Below are 15894 nucleotides of genomic sequence, written 5' to 3' on the forward strand. Positions count from 1 at the left end.
TCGGTGCGGTGCCCCCAGCATGGCACGATCGTTACTCGTGAGTTGGTTCGAGCGGCGTACGTGGCAGGAGCCCGGGTGGACGCCTGCGGACATCCTGGCCGCGAAGGGTGACCGGACGGTGTCGGTGGTGCTACCGGCACTGGACGAAGAGCGGACCGTGGGTGACGTCGTCGCGTCGGTCCGCCCGCTCGTCGGCTCGGTCGTCGACGAGCTGATCGTGATGGACTCGGGTTCCACGGACGCGACCGCCGAGGCCGCCGAGGCTGCCGGGGCGCGGGTGGTCCGCCGCGAGGACGTCCTGCCGGACCTGCCGCCGGTGCCGGGCAAGGGCGAGGTGCTGTGGCGTTCGCTGGCCGCGACGAGCGGCGACCTCGTCGTCTTCCTCGACTCCGACCTGGTCGACCCGGACCCGGCGTTCGTGCCGTCGCTGCTCGGCCCGCTGGTCGCCGAAAGCGGCGTCCAGCTGGTCAAGGGCTTCTACCGCCGTCCGCTGCGGCTGGAGAGCACCGGTGGCGGGCGCGTCACCGAGCTCCTGGCGCGGCCGGTGCTCTCGGCGTTGCGGCCCGCTCTGGGCGGGCTGATCCAGCCGCTCGGTGGCGAGTACGCGGGCACGCGCGAGTTCCTCGAGTCGGTGCCGTTCGCCGCCGGCTACGGCGTCGAAATCGGGCTGCTGCTCGACGCCGAGGCGCGGTACGGCCTCGACGGGCTCGCGCAGGTCAACCTGGGCGTCCGCAAGCACCGGAACCGCTCGCTGCCCCAGCTCGGGGTGATGTCCCGCCAGATCCTCGGCACGGCCCTGGACCGCTGCGGCGTCCCGGCCGCGGACGCGCCGTTCACGCAGTTCGTGGCGGTGGACGGGGAATGGCTGCCGGACGTCACGGACGTCCGCGTCGCCGACCGGCCGCCGATGCGGGAAGTGCTCGCCCGTCCTCGAGGGTGATGACCTCGTCGAAGCCGTCCAGGTGCTCGGGCCGGTGGGTGACGAGGACCACGCTGCCGGTCGCCTTCGCGAGGACGCGCTTCAGAACGGCGTCGCCGTGGGCGGGATCGAGGCCTTCGACGGGCTCGTCGAGCACGAGGACCGCCGGTGCGGCCAGGACGGCCCGGGCGAGGATCAGCCGCTGGCGCTGACCGCCGGACAGCGCGGCGCCGTCCGGACCGGTTTCACGGTCGAGGGCCAGGTCGAACCCGGCGGTTTCGCAGGCGGCCGCCAGTTCCTCGTCGGTCGCGTCCGGGCCGGCGAGCAGGAGGTTCTCGCGGACGGTCGTGTGGAAGACGTGGGCGTCGGCCTCGGCGCCCGAGATGATCTCCGGCAGGTCGGCGTACTCGCCGAGCGGGTGGCCGTCGAGGGTCACCCGGCCTTCGGTGGGGGCCTGGCTGCCGAGCAGCAGGCGCAGGAGGGTCGTTTTCCCGGCCCCGCTGGGGCCGAGGATCCCGACGCGCTTGCCGGGCGGCAGGTCGAGGTCGACGTCCTTGAGGGCGGGCGCCCGCCCGGGGTGGCGCACGCCGGCTTTCTCCAGCCGGAAGTGGCCCGCCCGGGCGGTGCGGGTCCCGTCCGGGACGGCGGGTTCGTCCAGGACGGCGCGCACCCGGGCGGCGGCGGCGCGGATCTCCGGAACCCGCCGCGCGGCCCCGATCAGCGGGAGGACGACCTCGAAGACCGTCACGGCGGCCAGGGTGAGCGCGGCGGTCCAGGGCACGGAGGCCCGGCAGAGCAGCCCGACGCCGACGGCGGTGACCAGCTGGACGAGCACTCCGGCGCCGGTGAGCAGGGCGGTCCTGCCGGAGGCCGCCCGCTCGCCGGCGGTGATCCGGTGGACGACGTCCGTGGCGCTCCGCTGGTGTTCATCGAGCGCCCCGGCGGCGAGGAGTTCCCGGTGCCCGGTGACGAGCTCGACGGCCCGTTCGGCGAGTTCGGCCCGGTCCGGGGCGCTTTCCCGAGCGCCATCGGTGGTGCGGCGGATGACCAGCCACGGGAGGAGGACCCCGGCGGCGAGCAGCCCGCCGGCGAGCGTTCCGGCGGCCGGCACCGACGCGCCGGCGGTGACGGCGACCGCGGCGCCGCCCACGATCGCGGCAACCCCGGCAGGTAGGAACCACCGCAGGACGGCGTCCTGCAGAGCGTCCACATCGGACACGAGCCGGGTGACGAGGTCGCCGCCGGAGTACCGGGTGCCGGGCACGAGGGCTTGGTAGACCCGGGTCCGCAGCGAGCCGAGCCACCGGAGGACGACATCGTGCCCGGCGAGCCGTTCGGCGTACCGCAGGCCACCCCGGAGGAGGGCAAGGGCGCGGACGGCAACGATGGCAACGGTGAGAGCGGCGAGCGGCGGTCGTTCGGCGGCGCGGAGCAGCAGCCAGGCGGCGGTGGCCATGAGCGCGAGGGCGGCGAGTTCGGCGGCGGCGCCGAGGAGGGCGGCGCGGAGGAGGCGGGTGAGGTCTTTGGCGGAAAAGGCCCAGAGGTTCACGCCGCCACCTCCGAGCGGACCCGGCCATCGCGGAGTTCGATCACCCGGTCCGCCAGCGAGACCATCGCCGGGCGGTGGGCCACCAGCACCGCCGTGCGGCCTGGCAGCAAGCGCCGGGTGGCCGACAGGACGGCGTCCTCGGTCCGGGAATCCAGCCGGGCGGTCGGCTCGTCCAGCAGGACCAGTCCCGCCGAGGTTCGCGCCAGCGCGCGGGCCAAGCCGACCCGCTGGCGCTGTCCGGCCGACAGCACTTCGCCCAGCTCGCCCACCGGTGTCTCGAACCCCTGCGGCAACCCGGCCGCCACGGCGTCCAGCGCCGCCGCGCGGGCCGCGAACGGGACGTCCGCCGATGGCAGCCCCAGGGCGATGTTCGAAGCCAGCGTCCCCCGGAACAACGTCGGCCGCTGCGGGACCCAGGCGATCTCGGCCAGCCACGATGCCGGTGCCAGCGACCGCAGGTCGACGCCGTCCACCAGCACCCGGCCGGAAGCCGGCGGCACGAAGCCCAGCAGCACCGCCAGCAGCGTGCTCTTGCCCGACCCGCTCGGCCCCACCACCGCGAGCCGCGCTCCGGCGGGCAGCGTCAAGTCCACTTCGGACAATGCGGGAACACCTCCGTAGGAAACCGAGACCCGCTCCAAGACCAGTGAAGGCGCGCCCCGCCGCCGCGTGGAAACCGCGGAACGCGGCGAAACCACCGGAGCGGACAACGCCTCCCGCAACGCCGTCAGCCCCTCCGCCGCCGCGTGGAACTTCGCGCCCGCCGCCCGCAGCGGCAGGTACGCCTCCGGCGTCAGCAGCAGGATCAGCAGTGCGGTTCGCGCGTCCAGGCCGCCCGCGAGCAGCCGGAACCCGATCGGCACCGCGACCAGCGCGACCGACAGCGTCGCCACCAGCTCCAGCACCAGCGCCGAAAGGAACGCCACCCGCAGCGTCTTCATGGTCGCGTCCGCGTGGGCGGCCGCCATGGAACGGACCGTCGAAGCCTGCGCGGCCGCCCGGCCGAACACCTTCAACGTCCCGAACCCGCGGACGACGTCCAGGAAGTGCCCGCCCAGCTTCGTCAGCAGCTCCCACTGGACCGCCGCCTTCGCCTGCTTCCCGATCAGGACGCCGAACACCGGAATCAGGGGCAAGGTGACGACCACGACGAGCGCCGAGACCAGGTCCGCGGTGACCAGCCGCACGATCACCGCGGCCGGCACCACCACCGACACGACCAGTGACGGCAGGTACCCGGTCAGGTAGCTGTCCGTGGCGTCGACACCGCGCGTCACCTGGGTCGCGACGACGCCCGCACGGTCCGAAGCGGACCTGAGCAACCGCCGCCGCAACGCAGCGCGGACCGACGCCGCGAACCGTCCACTGAGGACACCGTGGCCCCAGGTGAGCGCGGCTCGGGCCGCGATCGCCACGAGCAGGACCAGGGAAACCCCGCCGCCGGTGAGCAGCGTGGCGAGCCCTTCGGCTTGGAGGAGCACGGAAAACGCGGTGAGCACGCCGAGCAGGCTCAGCGCGCCGAGGTACCGCCGGAGTCCGGGTAGAGCAGGCACGACGTCCCCCCTAGAAGTGCAGCAGCGAGCGCTGGTCGACGGGACGGCGGTGCGCACGCCAGGTCAGCCACTGCACCACCAGCAGCACCAGCACCGCGGGCGGCGCGAACCAGGCCAGCACCGCGAACGTCTCCGGCGCCGTCGCCGCCTCACCGACCGTCAGCGCGTACCCCGGAGCGGTCAGCACCGCCGGGAACCGCAGGGTCCCGGCGAGCAGCGCCGGACAGGCCGAAAGCACCATCGACCCGACGAGCGCGACCCGGTACCGCCGCGCCGCCAGCCCGAGCCGGGCGACGGCGAAGGCCGCGAAAGCCAGCCCGGCCACGGCCGCGCCGAACGCGGGAACGCCGTCCAGCGCGAAGACGCCCCACGCCGAGGCGATCACCAGGAACGCGAACACCGGTGCCGAGAACGCGCGGGCCAGCCGCACCGCGCGGCCGGTCAGCTCGGCCGGCCCCCGCACCGCCAGGAACGCCGCACCCTGCCAGCAGAACAGCGCGACGAACCCGAGTCCCCACAGCACCGCGTAGGGCGAGAACAACGCGAGCACGTCCCCCGAAGGCGAGCCGTCGGGCGACAGCGGCAGCCCGAGCACCAGGTTGCCGAGGAACAGGCCCCACGACAGCGCCGTGACGAGCGCGCCGCCGACGATGCCCGCCGTCCAGGCGCCGCGGCGCGCGTCCGGGCGGCGGCTGCGCAGCTGCATCGACGCCGTGAACGTGACCAGGCCGAGCAGCAGCGTCACCACCAGGACGTACGCCCCGGCGAACACCTTGCCCTCCAGGTGCGGGAACGCACCGAACAGCAGGCCGACGGCCGCCACCAGCCACACCTCGTTGGCCAGGAAGAACGGCCCGAGCGCGCCGAGCGTCTGGCGCCGCCGCCGCTCGCCGGCCTCGAACCCGGGCAGGAGCATGCCGACGCCGTAGTCGTACCCCGCGAGCGCGAAGTACCCGCAGGTCAGCAGGCCCAGCACACACCACCAGAAGGTCGCCATCGGTCAGACTCCGCTCAGGACGGGCAGTTCGGCGGGCGCTTCGGCCGGCTCCGGGCCGCGCTTGGCGACCCGCGCCATGAGCACCCAGTCGGCCACCGCGAGCGCGGCGAACAGCAGTGAGAAAGCGATGAAGGAGAACAGGATCTGGCCGGCGGGGACGTCCGCGATCGCGTCGGCGGTCCGCAGCTTCCCCCAGACCAGCCACGGCTGACGCCCGAGTTCGCGCACCAGCCAGCCCATGATCGCGGCGATGAACGGCAACGGGATCGCCGCGATCATCAGGTAGTGCAGGAACCGGGCCCGCGTCACCCAGTTCCGGACCAGCAGGACCGTGCCGATGATCGCGCAGAGGAACATGAGGAACCCGAGCCCGATCATGGCGCCCAGCGGCGCGCCGACGGCACCCATGCCGAGCTTGTCCGGCTGGTACATCTTCAGCTCGCCGAACTGCGCGAAGCCCTGGTTGACGACGAAGATCGAGCCGGCGAGCGCCGCGATGACGCCGATGCGCATCGAGCGGCGGAAGAACTCGACCTCGGTGGTGCGCTTGAGGAAGTGCCACGCGCTGACGCCGACGACGAAGAACCCGCCGGTCACCAGCGCGGCGCCGAGCACGTGCGGCAAGGACGCGGCCAGTGCCGGGTTGGCGAACAGCGCGCCGAAGTCGTCGAGGCGCAGCGTGCCGTGCTCGACGTGGCTGCCGACCGGGTTCTGCAGGAACGAGTTGGCCAGCATGATGAACAGCGCCGACGCGTACGCGGTCAGCGTGACCAGCCAGATCAGCGTCAGATGCAGCCATCGTGGCAGCCGGCCGAAGCCGAAGATCCACAGGCCGAGGAAGGTCGACTCGAGGAAGAACGCGACCAGGGCCTCGATGGCCAGCGGTGCGCCGAAGACGTCGCCGGCGAAGGTGGAGAGCCCGGTCCAGGTCAGCCCGAACTGGAACTCCATCACGATCCCGGTGACGATCCCGAGCGCGTAGTTGATCACGTACAGGCGGCCCCAGAACCGCGTCATCCGCAGGAGCTCGGGCTTGCCGCCGAGCGTCCAGCGCGTCTGCATCACGGCCACCAGCGTGACCAGCCCCAGCGTGAGCAGCACGAACAGGAAGTGGAACGAGGTCGTCGTCGCGAACTGGAGTCTCGCGACCGGGAGTGCGTTCATGTAGACAGGCTACACATAGTCTGCCTACATGTAGCCAGTCGACGTGTAGACTGCTTACCCATGAAGGCGGACACCCTGCGCGGCCACCTCGACGCGTTGCTGCTGGCCGTGCTCGACGGCCGGAAACTGCACGGCTACGCGATCATCGAGGCGCTCCAGCTGCGCAGCGACGGCGCGCTCGACCTGCCGACCGGCACCGTGTACCCGGCCCTGCGCCGGCTGGAGCGGGCCGGCTGGCTGGCCAGCGAATGGGACGTCGTGTCCGGCCGCAAGCGGCGGACCTACCGGCTCACCCGCTCCGGCGAGCAGGCCCTGCAGGCCGAACGCGTGGAGTGGCGGGAGTTCACCGCGGTCATCGGGGGAGTGCTGGAAGCATGATCGACGAGTACCTGGGGGAGCTGGACCGCAGGCTGCACGGCTGCGGCCGGTTCAAGACCGACCTGCTCGAGGAGGCCCGCGACGGGCTGCACGACGCCGCCGACGCCTACCGCGCAGGCGGGTGGAACGACGAAGAAGCCGAGCGCCGCGCCGTCGCCGACTTCGGTCCGGCGGCGGTCGTCGCCCACGACTACCAGGCCGAGCTGGGCATGCTCAGCGGCGTCCGGACGCTGTGGAAGCTCGTGCTGGGCGTCCCGGCGATGCAGATCGCCTGGGACTACGCGCGGATCCTCACCTTCGGCAACTGGACGAAGCTGTCGACGCCGTCCCCCGAGTGGTACATGGTGATCACGCGCCTCTCCCACGGCGCGGTGTTCCTCGTGCCGGTGATCGGCCTGCTCGCGCTGCTCGGCACGCGCTGGCTCAGCCGGCGCCTCGACGGGGTCCGGCTGTCCCGGTTCTGCGGGCTGCTGATCGCCGTCGCCGTGGGTATCAACCTCGCCTCGGTCGGGCTGCTGATCGGCGCGACCGGCGTCGTCGACGTCTCGAGGCTGTTCCTCAGCGTCCCGTGCGCGCTGCTGATGTTCGCCTGGGTGGCGCTTTCCGTCCGGCTCGTCGTGCTCGCGAGACGTTCCTGGGGTGGGTATGCCACGATCGTCGCGTGACGACCGCGCTGATCTACCTCGTAGTCATGCTGCTGGTGGCGGCCGTGGTGTTCCTGCTCGCCGCGGTGGTGTTCGGCCGGGGTGAGGAGCTCGCCCCGCTGCCGCCGGGCAGCTCGCCCACGCGGCTGCCCGCCGAGGACATCACCGGCGAGGACCTGGCCGAAGTCCGCTTCCAGCTGGTGCTGCGCGGGTACAAGATGTCCGAAGTGGACTGGGTGATGCGGCGCCTCGGCGTCGAGCTCGACGAGCTGCGCGCCCGGGTCGCCGAGCTGGAGCAGCGCGAGCGCGAGCCGGAGAGTTCGCCCGAGGCCGCCCCGTGACGGACCTGATCCTCTCGGTCGACGTCCGCGCCCCGGCGGGGACGACCTGGCTCGCGCTGACGGACTGGGCGCGCCAGGGCGAGTGGATGCTCGGCACCGAGGTCGAGGTGATCGAGGGCAACGGCCGCAGCGTCGGGTCACGGTTGTCGGCGTTCACCGGGGTGGCCGGCCTCGGCTTCACCGACACCATGGAGATCACCAGCTGGGAGCCGCCGGTCCGGTGCGGGGTCCGGCACCTCGGCAGCTTCGTGGCCGGTACCGGCGTGTTCCAGGTGGTGCCGAAGGGGGCGACGCGCTCGACGTTCGTCTGGGCCGAGCACCTGCGGCTGCCGTTCGGGCCGCTGGGCCGGCTCGGCTGGCCGGTCGTACGGCCGGTGTTCGCGCTGGGGGTGCGCCAGTCGCTGCGGCGGTTCGCGCGGTTCGCGGAGAACTATTCGGTGGGTGGGGATGAGTGAGCTGATCGGCGCCGACGGCGTCTCGCGGTGCGGCTGGGGCAATTCGACCCCGGACTACGCCGAGTACCACGACAAGGAGTGGGGCGTCCCGCTCCACGGCCAGGACGAGCTGTACGAGCGGCTGTGCCTCGAGTCGTTCCAGTCGGGGCTGTCGTGGATCACCATCCTGCGCAAGCGCGAAGGCTTCCGGAAGGCGTTCAAGCAGTTCAAGCCGGCGAAGGTGGCGAAGTTCGGCGACGCCGACGTCGAGCGGCTGATGCAGGACGCGTCGATCGTGCGGAACCGGGCGAAGATCCTGGCCGCGATCAAGAACGCGCAGGCCATCGCCGCCCTGGACGAGCCGCTGGACGACCTGCTCTGGTCGTTCGCGCCCGCGTCGCACGAGCGCCCCGCGTCGATGTCCGACGTCCCGGCCATCACCGACGAGTCCAAGGCGATGGCGAAAGAGCTGAAGAAGCGCGGCTTCGTCTTCCTCGGCCCGACGACCTGCTACGCGCTGATGCAGGCCACCGGCATGGTCGACGACCACGTCGCCGGCTGCTTCCGGGCCTCGTGAGTGTTTAGGCGGGTTCTAACCCGCCTAAACACTCACGACGTCACTTGCCCTGGAAAGCCGGCTTGCGCTTGCCGACGAAGGCCTCGACGGCCTCGGCGTGGTCAGCAGTCGCGCCGAGCGCCGTCTGGGCGGCGTCCTCGGCGTCGAGCGCCTCTTCGAACGTCGACTGCGCGGCCAGGTTCAGCACGCCCTTGATCTTCGCGTAGGCCACCGTCGGGCCGGCCGCCAGCTTCGCCGCGATCTTCTGGGCGCGGGCCGGCAGTTCTTCGTCCGGCACGACCTCGCCGACCAGGCCGAGCCGCAGCGCCTCGGCCGCGTCGACGGTCCGGGCGAGCAGCATCAGCTCGGCGGCCCGGCCGTAGCCGACCAGCCGCTGCAGCGTCCACGACGCACCCGAGTCCGGGCCCAGCCCGACGTTGGCGAAGGCCATCAGGAACGACGACGACTCGGCGGCGATCCGCAGGTCACTGGCGTAGGCAAAGGCGGCCCCGGCGCCGGCGGCGGTGCCGTTGACCGCCGCGATCACCGGCTTCGGCATCGCCACGATCGTCTTGACGATCGGGTTGTAGTGCTCCTTCACGGTGTGTAGCGGGGCGGGGTCACCCGCCTGCAGCAGCCCCACGTGTTCCTTCAAGTCCTGCCCGGCGCAGAACGCCTTGCCCGCTCCGGTCAGCACGACCGCGCGGACAGCGTCGTCGTCCGCCGCCTCGCGCAGCGCCGCGAGCAGTGCTTCCTTCAGCTCGACGGTCAGCGAGTTGTACGCCTGCGGCCGGTTGAGGGTCAGGGTGCGCACCCCGTCGGCGTCGGCGGTCAACAGGACGTCGGATGCGGTCACGTCTTCTCCTTGCGCGGAAAACTTCGGTCGGCCGAGAGTCTTTCACCTCGCGCGGGCCGCATACCAGCACCGATACCGCAGCAAAAGATCCCCTCCGCTGATGCGCCCGGCCGCTGATGAGGGACAATGGACAGCAGACCCGGCTGGCTTTCACGCGAGCGCGACCCGGGCGCGCCGGTTGAGACGGAGGGAGCACGCTATGGCGGCCATGAAGCCCCGGACCGGAGATGGTCCCCTCGAAGTGACTAAGGAGGGGCGGGGCCTCGTGATGCGCGTACCGCTCGAGGGTGGTGGGCGACTCGTCGTCGAACTTTCCGCGGAAGAAGCGAAGGACCTCGGCGCCGCTTTGGCGGAGGTCACCGGCTGAGCCGACTCCCTCGATCCGTCCTTCCGTCGCACCCCGGTCTCCCTTCGGAGGCCGGGGTCGCGGTTCCTCAGCGTCCGAAGGTTGCTCACTGTGCGTAATCCGCTACCGCCCGTTCCGGCTACTCTGCTCGACATCGAAGTCGCGGGGGAGCTCCGCCGCGGCGTCCCGACGGCCCGGTTGGTGGCCGCGCCCGACAACGATGACGTCGAGCCGTTGGAGATCGAGGGCGTCCGGATCACCGGCAAGGCGGGCGACGTGCAGACGGTGCCCGGCGGCGGGCCCCGCTGGATCGCGGGGCTCGGCGGCGGCGAGCCGAGGGAGTACCGCAAGACCGGCGCGGCGCTGGCCCGCGCGGTGAACGCGGCGCTGGCCGAGGACGTCGAACACGGCGGGAAGGCGTTCCGCGCGGTGCAGCTGCAGCTGCCCGAAGAGGCCGCCGGCGAGCACGTCACCGAGCTCGCGCTGGGCCTCCTGCTGGGCGGCTACCGGTACAAGGTGTCCGGCGACGACCCGAAGCCGTCGGTGCGGACGGTCCGGCTCGTGGGGGAGGACCTCGCGCTGCCCGAGCTGGTCGCGCGCGCCTCGGTGCTGGCCGCGGCGACGGCGCTGACCCGCGACCTCGCCAACACGCCGTCCAACGTGAAGACGCCCGCCTGGCTGGCGGACACGGCCGCTCGCGTGGCCGGCCCGCGCGTCGAGGTGACGGTGCGGGACGAGAAGTGGCTCGCGGCGGAGGGCTTCGGCGGCGTCCTGGCGGTCGGCGGCGGTTCCGCCCGGCCGCCGCGGCTGATCGAGATGGCGTACAAGCCGTCGGGGGCCGCGCCGCACCTGCTCCTGGTCGGCAAGGGCATCACCTTCGACACGGGCGGCCTGTCGATCAAGCCGGCCGACGGGATGCACCTGATGCGCACGGACATGGCGGGCGGCGCGGCGGTGATCGCGGCGATCCGCGCCGTCGCGGCACTGGGCCTGCCGGTCCGCGTGACGGCACTGGTCCCGTGCGCGGAAAACCACGTGTCGGGCTCGTCGTACCGCCCGGGCGACATCGTCCGGCACTACGGCGGCAAGACCACCGAGGTCGGCAACACCGACGCGGAGGGCCGGATGGTCCTCGCGGACGCGCTGACCTACGGGATCCGCCGGTTCACGCCGGACTACGTCGTCGACGCGGCGACGCTGACGGGCGCGATGAAGGTCTCGCTGGGCTTGCGCACGGGCGGCTTGTTCGCCTCGGACGACGCGCTGGCGGCCGCGGTCGTCTCGGCCGGCTCGCGGGTCGGCGAGGCGTGGTGGCGGATGCCGCTGGTGGAGGACTACGCGGAGAACGTCCGCGGCGAGTTCGGCGACGTCCGCCAGACCCCGGGCGGCCCGGGTGGCATCACGGCGGCGCTGTTCCTGCGGGAGTTCACGTCCGGCCTGCCGTGGGCGCACCTGGACATCGCCGGACCGGCCCGGTCGGAGAAGAACTACGACGAAGTCGTCCCGGGGGCGACCGGATTCGCGGCCCGGACGCTGGTGGAGCTGGCGGCTTCGCTGGGCTGACGGCTCGCGAGGACGTGCTCGCGGAAGCCGGTGACCGCCGGGGTCATCGGCTCGTCCGCCCGCCACGCCAGCCCGATCGTCCGGAACGGCGGCGGCGACAACGGCACCTCCGCCACCCCCGCCGGCGTGCCCGGCCCGAACCGCGGCAGCAACGCCACCCCCAGCCCCGACGCCACCAGGCCGCGAACGGTGTCGGACTCCTGGCCCTCGAACGCGATCCGCGGTGCGAAGCCCGCCGCCGCGCAGAGCTCGTCCGTCAGCGTCCGGACGCCGTACCCCGGCTCGAGCAGCACGAACTCTTCGTCCGCCAGCTCGGCCACCCGCACCGACGCCCTCCCGGCCAGCCGGTGCCCGGCCGGGACCGACAGCAGGATTTCCTCGTCCACCAGGCCGGCGCAGGCCAAGGCCGGCACCTCGGGCAGCGGCGCCAGCAGCGCCAGGTCCAGCTCGCCGCCCGCCAGCCGGTCGACCATGTCCTGCCGCGAACCCTGCACCAGCGTGAACCGCACCCCCGGGTACCGCGCCCGGTGGCCGCGCAGCAGCGAAGGCACCAGCGACCGCCCGAGCAGGTGCAGGAAGCCCAGCACCACGTGCCCCGACTCCGGCGAGACCTCCTCGCGCGCCAGCCGGACGCCGGCGTCGAGCGCCGCCAGCCCGCGCTCGGCCGCCTCGGCCAGGAGTTCCGCCGCGCGCGTGAGCCGGATGCCGCGGCCGTCCGGGACCGTCAGCGGGGCACCCAGCGCGTTCGCCAGCGCCGCCAGCCGCCGGCTCACCGTCGGCTGCGGCACGCCCAGCAGTTCGGCCGCGCGTGTGACGTTCCTCGTCTCCCGGAGGGCGGCGAGCAGCGGCAGGTGGGGCGCGACCTGCGCGGACAGGGAGTCATGCGTCACCGCATCGATTCTGCCAGCTGAGTGCATTAGACGTATTGGTTAGGCGTGCTTACTTTCAGGACGTGACTTCCACCCGCCGAGTCAAGACCGCCGTCGCCGCGGCCGGGATCTCCTCGTTCGCCCTGCTCTACGCGCCCCAGCCGGTGCTGCCGCAGCTGGCGGCGCAGTACCACCTCGACCCGGGCGGCGCGGCACTCGCGGTCAGCGTCGCGACCGGGGCGCTGGCCATCGCGGTCCTGCCGATCGCGGCGCTGTCCGAAGTGGTCGGCCGCCGCCCGGTGATCCTGACGTCGGTCGTCGCTTCGGTCGTGTTCGGCCTGCTGCTCCCGCTGATGCCGACGTACCCGGCGCTGCTGGTCGTGCGCGCGCTGCAGGGCGTCGCGATCGCCGGGTTCCCCGGGGTGGCGGCCGCGTACCTGGCCGAGCGCCTCGGCCGCGCGGGCGTCGCGGCGGCGGTCGGCGCGATGATCGCCGGCAACACGATCGGCGGCATGCTCGGCAGGCTGGCCAGCGGCTTCACCGCCGGCCCACTCGGCTGGCGCGGCGCGCTGTTCGTCGTCGCGGGAATCGGGGCGGTGTGTTCGGCCGTCACCGTCGTGACGCTGCCGCCGGGCGCTCGTGCCGCCGGGACCGTCCGGGTCCGCGACGTCACCCGGGGGCTGGTCACGGCGCTGAGCAAGCCGGTGCTGCTCGCCCAGTACGCCGTCGCGCTGCTCGCGATGGGCTCGTTCGTCGCGCTCTACAACGCCGCGGGGTTCCGGCTGACCGGGGCGCCGCTGCACCTGTCGCCGGCGATCGCTTCGCTGGTCTTCCTCGCGTACGCGAGCGGTTCGGTGTCCTCGGCGGCGGCGGGGCGGCTGGTTGCGCGGGTGGGCCGCCGCCGGGCTCTGGTCGGCGCGCTGCTGCTGACGGCGGCCGGTGCGGCGCTGACGCTGCCGGACTCGCTGCCGCTGGTCATCGCCGGGTTCCTGGTGCTGACCTGCGCGTTCTTCGCCGCGCACGCGGTCGCGAACGGCTGGGCGGCGGCGGACGCCCCGGAGGGGGCCCGCGGCCAGGTGGGCGGCACGTACACGGCGACGTACTACCTGGGCAGCAGCGTGGGCGGAGCGGCCGGGGCGTGGGTGTACGGGCACGCCGGGTGGTCGTGGCTGATCGCGGTGGTGGCGGCGTGGCTGCTGCTCGCGGTGGCGGCGGTGGGGGCCGGAACCGGAAACACCCCCGCCCTCCCCGGGGGGCGTCCCCACGTCCAGTCTACCGGCGCCCACCGACGAAACCGGCTGCGAACAGCGAGTTGTCCACAACTCGACGAGCCTGTGGGCAGGTGATCAGGTGGCCGCGGCGACCAGCAGGCCGCCGCCCACCGGCAACAGGGCCGGGACCAGGCGTTCGTCCTCCCGGAACGCCCGCGCCACCTCGCGCAAAGCCAGCGTCTCCGGATCCCGGTGGGCGGGGTCGATCACCCGGCCACCGGCGAGCACGTTGTGGAACGCGATGATCCCGCCGCGCCGCAGGAGCGACACACCCAGCTCGTAGCAGCCGGGGTACTCGATGTGCGCGGAATCGACGAACACCAGGTCGTAGCCGCCCGGCGTGAGCCGCTGCAGGACGTCCAGCGCGCGCCCGATGATCAGGCGGGTGCGGCCCGGCGCGAAGCCGGCCTCGCGGAACGTCGCGCGCGCCGCCCGCTGGTACTCCGGCTCCACGTCGATCGACGTCAGCACGCCGTCGGGGGCCATCCCGCGCAGCAGGCTGAGCCCGCTCACCCCCGCACCCGTGCCGACCTCGACGACGGCCTTCGCGCACAGCGTCGCGGCCAGGAACCGCAGCGTCGCTCCCGCACCCGCGCTGAGCGGGGTGCAGCCCAGGTCTTCGGCCCGTGCCCGCGCCGAAGACAGCACCTCGTCGTCGGGCAGGTACCCGTCGACGAACCCGGAATCGGCCGGTGCGGCCGCAGGGGTGGGCGTGTTCACGCACGGAGGTTAGCGTTGGTTGTCGATAAATCCGCGCAGGCTCCCTGGTAAGCACCCGTGAAGAAGTTCTCAGCCTGCTCTCAGTCCAGTCTCACTAGAACCATAAGGAACCCGGAGAGACTGAAATCCGGATACACGGGAACACCGTGCCGAGGACCCGCGTTGGGTGGAGCAGACAGGAGAAACGCTGATGGAGGTGCCTGCTCCCGCGATGCAGAACGCCGTTGCCGACACCGGGGCCAAGCCCGTGACCTTGGACGAGGCGGCTTGGACGCCGCCGTCCTGGGACGAGGTCGTGCGCGAACACGGCGACCGGGTCTACCGGCTCGCCTACCGCCTGACCGGCAACACCCACGACGCCGAGGACCTCACGCAGGAGACCTTCATCCGGGTCTTCCGCTCGCTGGCGTCCTACAAGCCCGGCACCTTCGAGGGCTGGCTGCACCGGATCACCACCAACCTGTTCCTGGACATGGCCCGCCGCCGCTCGCGCGTGCGGATGGAAGGCCTGCCGGAGGACACCGACCGCATCGTGGGCGACGACCCGAGCCCCGAGCAGGTCTACTCGGACACGCACCTGGACCCGGACCTGCAGGCGGCGCTCGACGAGCTGCCCCCGGAGTTCCGCGCCGCCGTGGTGCTGTGTGACGTCGAAGGGCTGTCGTACGAGGAGATCGGCGCGACCCTGAACGTCAAGCTGGGCACGGTCCGCAGCCGCATCCACCGCGGGCGTCAGGCGCTGCGCGCGTCGCTCGAGCGTCGTCGCGTTCACGCACCGCAGTCTGCGAAGGTGACGGTATGACCGCACCGCGAGGCTGGGCACTTCCCGAGTCGCACCTGCTGCCGGACGTCGTGGTGGCGTTCGTCGACGGCGAGCTGTCCCACGGCGCCCGCGACCGGGCGGCGTCGCACATCACCCGCTGCGCGGCGTGCGCGGCCGAGGTGCGCGCCCAGCGCCAGACGATGGAGGCGATCCGCCACGCGGGGGCGCCGTCGATGTCGGCGGGCTTCCTGGCGAGCCTCCAGTCGATCCCGCAGCACACGGAGCTGCCGAGCACCCCGGACAACCTGGCGATCACGGCGGACGGCCAGCTGGTCGCGGTCCAGCGCCCCGACCGGGTCGCGGGCCTGCGCGATTCGGGCGTGTTGGGTGGCGTGGCGCCGCTGGGCTCATCGGCCCCGCTGGGCCAGAGCCCGAACGTCCTCGGCGGCGGCCGCTTCAAGCGCCGCGCGGCCCAGGGGGCGGGCGTGGTGGTCTCGGGCCTGGTGCTGAGCGCATTGGCCCTGGTGGGGACCTCGGCGGACGGGGGAGACGGCTCCCCGGATACGGGCGGCGGAGCCCCGCAGCCGGCGAACCTTCTGCCGGCCCAGATGGCGGTACCCCAGCAACCCGCGCCGGTTTCGACCCCGGCGAGCAAGACACCGGTGGCGGTGCCGGCGGGCATCCGCTGAGAGGACTTTGAAGGCCGCTGCGAATCTTTGTTCGCGGCGGCCTTCGGTGTGTCCGGCCCCGCTGCGGCAGCGGCCTTGGGCTTGGCTTTGGCGGCGGCCTGCGCAGTCTGGTGAACAGGTTCGGCTGCGGAGTGGTCAAGAGCCGGGTGGCGCGCTCCAGGGCCTGAGTGCTGGCTTGCCCAAGCCAGCTTCATGCAGCCCCGCCCTCATGCAGCCCCGCCCGCACGCAGCCCCGCCCGCACGCAGCCCCGCCCGCACGCAGCCCCGCCCGCACGCAGCCCC

The 15894-nt window shown here is 72.9% G+C and carries 18 protein-coding genes; 11 read left to right on the forward strand and 7 right to left on the reverse strand.

The features are described 5' to 3' along the window. The first annotated feature begins 37 nt into the window (after window positions 1–37). Window positions 38–940, forward strand: a complete 903-nt coding sequence (locus tag C2L58_RS32185) for a glucosyl-3-phosphoglycerate synthase (RefSeq protein ID WP_103341429.1) — start codon at window positions 38–40, stop codon at window positions 938–940. Here C2L58_RS32185 and cydC read toward each other — a convergent pair. The 4 genes from cydC to C2L58_RS32205 are packed head-to-tail and all read right to left on the reverse strand — an operon-like array spanning window position 876 to window position 6182. Next, a complete protein-coding gene (cydC, locus tag C2L58_RS32190) occupies window positions 876–2468 on the reverse strand; it encodes a thiol reductant ABC exporter subunit CydC (protein WP_103341430.1) in 1593 nt (530 codons plus the stop codon). The genes C2L58_RS32185 and cydC overlap by 65 nt on opposite strands. After that, window positions 2465–4021, reverse strand: a complete 1557-nt coding sequence (cydD, locus tag C2L58_RS32195; RefSeq protein ID WP_103341431.1) for a thiol reductant ABC exporter subunit CydD — start codon at window positions 4019–4021, stop codon at window positions 2465–2467. The genes cydC and cydD overlap by 4 nt, the downstream gene beginning before the upstream one ends. A 10-nt stretch (window positions 4022–4031) precedes the next feature. Beyond that, a complete protein-coding gene (locus tag C2L58_RS32200; protein WP_103341432.1) occupies window positions 4032–5018 on the reverse strand; it encodes a cytochrome d ubiquinol oxidase subunit II in 987 nt (328 codons plus the stop codon). Between the two features lie 3 nt (window positions 5019–5021). After that, complete coding sequence (locus tag C2L58_RS32205) at window positions 5022–6182, reverse strand: cytochrome ubiquinol oxidase subunit I (RefSeq protein WP_103341433.1); 1161 nt, start codon at window positions 6180–6182, stop codon at window positions 5022–5024. A 60-nt stretch (window positions 6183–6242) separates the two neighbouring features. Here C2L58_RS32205 and C2L58_RS32210 point away from each other — a divergent pair, with 60 nt between their 5' ends. The 5 genes from C2L58_RS32210 to C2L58_RS32230 are packed head-to-tail and all read left to right on the forward strand — an operon-like array spanning window position 6243 to window position 8556. Then, on the forward strand, window positions 6243–6560 hold the full coding sequence (locus tag C2L58_RS32210) for a helix-turn-helix transcriptional regulator (protein WP_103341434.1): 318 nt from the start codon (window positions 6243–6245) through the stop codon (window positions 6558–6560). After that, the gene (locus C2L58_RS32215; protein ID WP_103341435.1) at window positions 6557–7225 is read left to right on the forward strand and encodes a permease prefix domain 1-containing protein; all 669 of its coding nucleotides are present in this window, start codon (window positions 6557–6559) and stop codon (window positions 7223–7225) included. Before C2L58_RS32210 ends, C2L58_RS32215 begins: the two co-directional genes overlap by 4 nt. Further along, window positions 7222–7545: a DivIVA domain-containing protein gene (locus C2L58_RS32220; protein ID WP_103341436.1), complete on the forward strand. Its 324-nt coding sequence runs from the start codon at window positions 7222–7224 to the stop codon at window positions 7543–7545. Before C2L58_RS32215 ends, C2L58_RS32220 begins: the two co-directional genes overlap by 4 nt. Beyond that, a complete protein-coding gene (locus tag C2L58_RS32225) occupies window positions 7542–8000 on the forward strand; it encodes an SRPBCC family protein (RefSeq protein ID WP_013222966.1) in 459 nt (152 codons plus the stop codon). The genes C2L58_RS32220 and C2L58_RS32225 overlap by 4 nt, the downstream gene beginning before the upstream one ends. Continuing rightward, window positions 7993–8556, forward strand: coding sequence for a DNA-3-methyladenine glycosylase I (locus C2L58_RS32230; protein WP_103341437.1), 564 nt, complete (start codon window positions 7993–7995; stop codon window positions 8554–8556). The genes C2L58_RS32225 and C2L58_RS32230 overlap by 8 nt, the downstream gene beginning before the upstream one ends. A 40-nt stretch (window positions 8557–8596) precedes the next feature. Here the strand turns inward: C2L58_RS32230 and C2L58_RS32235 are convergent, their stop codons facing one another. Beyond that, entirely contained in the window at window positions 8597–9391 is a 795-nt protein-coding gene (locus C2L58_RS32235) for an enoyl-CoA hydratase-related protein (RefSeq protein WP_103341438.1), read from the reverse strand. Window positions 9392–9590: 199 nt separating this feature from the next. On the opposite strand from C2L58_RS32235, the gene C2L58_RS32240 reads away from it, so the two are divergent. Together C2L58_RS32240 and C2L58_RS32245 are read left to right on the forward strand one after the other, a co-directional pair. Next, window positions 9591–9758 carry a DUF3117 domain-containing protein gene (locus tag C2L58_RS32240; RefSeq protein ID WP_013222969.1) on the forward strand — a complete coding sequence of 56 codons (168 nt, stop codon included), beginning with the start codon at window positions 9591–9593 and terminating at the stop codon, window positions 9756–9758. 90 nt (window positions 9759–9848) lie between these two features. Then, window positions 9849–11300: a leucyl aminopeptidase family protein gene (locus tag C2L58_RS32245; protein ID WP_103341439.1), complete on the forward strand. Its 1452-nt coding sequence runs from the start codon at window positions 9849–9851 to the stop codon at window positions 11298–11300. Here the strand turns inward: C2L58_RS32245 and C2L58_RS32250 are convergent. Further along, entirely contained in the window at window positions 11225–12190 is a 966-nt protein-coding gene (locus tag C2L58_RS32250; protein ID WP_103341440.1) for a LysR family transcriptional regulator, read from the reverse strand. The two genes, C2L58_RS32245 and C2L58_RS32250, sit on opposite strands and share 76 nt — an antisense overlap. A 62-nt stretch (window positions 12191–12252) precedes the next feature. On the opposite strand from C2L58_RS32250, the gene C2L58_RS32255 reads away from it, so the two are divergent. Then, window positions 12253–13515 carry an MFS transporter gene (locus C2L58_RS32255; protein WP_233226060.1) on the forward strand — a complete coding sequence of 421 codons (1263 nt, stop codon included), beginning with the start codon at window positions 12253–12255 and terminating at the stop codon, window positions 13513–13515. Here the strand turns inward: C2L58_RS32255 and C2L58_RS32260 are convergent, their stop codons facing one another. Continuing rightward, entirely contained in the window at window positions 13516–14160 is a 645-nt protein-coding gene (locus C2L58_RS32260; protein WP_103341441.1) for an O-methyltransferase, read from the reverse strand. Window positions 14161–14350: 190 nt separating this feature from the next. Here C2L58_RS32260 and sigE point away from each other — a divergent pair, with 190 nt between their 5' ends. Together sigE and C2L58_RS32270 are read left to right on the forward strand one after the other, a co-directional pair. Beyond that, window positions 14351–14962, forward strand: coding sequence for an RNA polymerase sigma factor SigE (gene sigE / locus C2L58_RS32265; RefSeq protein WP_103341442.1), 612 nt, complete (start codon window positions 14351–14353; stop codon window positions 14960–14962). Then, window positions 14959–15612, forward strand: a complete 654-nt coding sequence (locus C2L58_RS32270; RefSeq protein WP_103341443.1) for an anti-sigma factor family protein — start codon at window positions 14959–14961, stop codon at window positions 15610–15612. Before sigE ends, C2L58_RS32270 begins: the two co-directional genes overlap by 4 nt. The last annotated feature ends 282 nt before the right edge of the window (window positions 15613–15894 follow it).

Source organism: Amycolatopsis sp. CA-126428 (assembly GCF_002904335.1).
In the GTDB taxonomy this organism is placed as follows: Bacteria; Actinomycetota; Actinomycetes; order Mycobacteriales; family Pseudonocardiaceae; genus Amycolatopsis.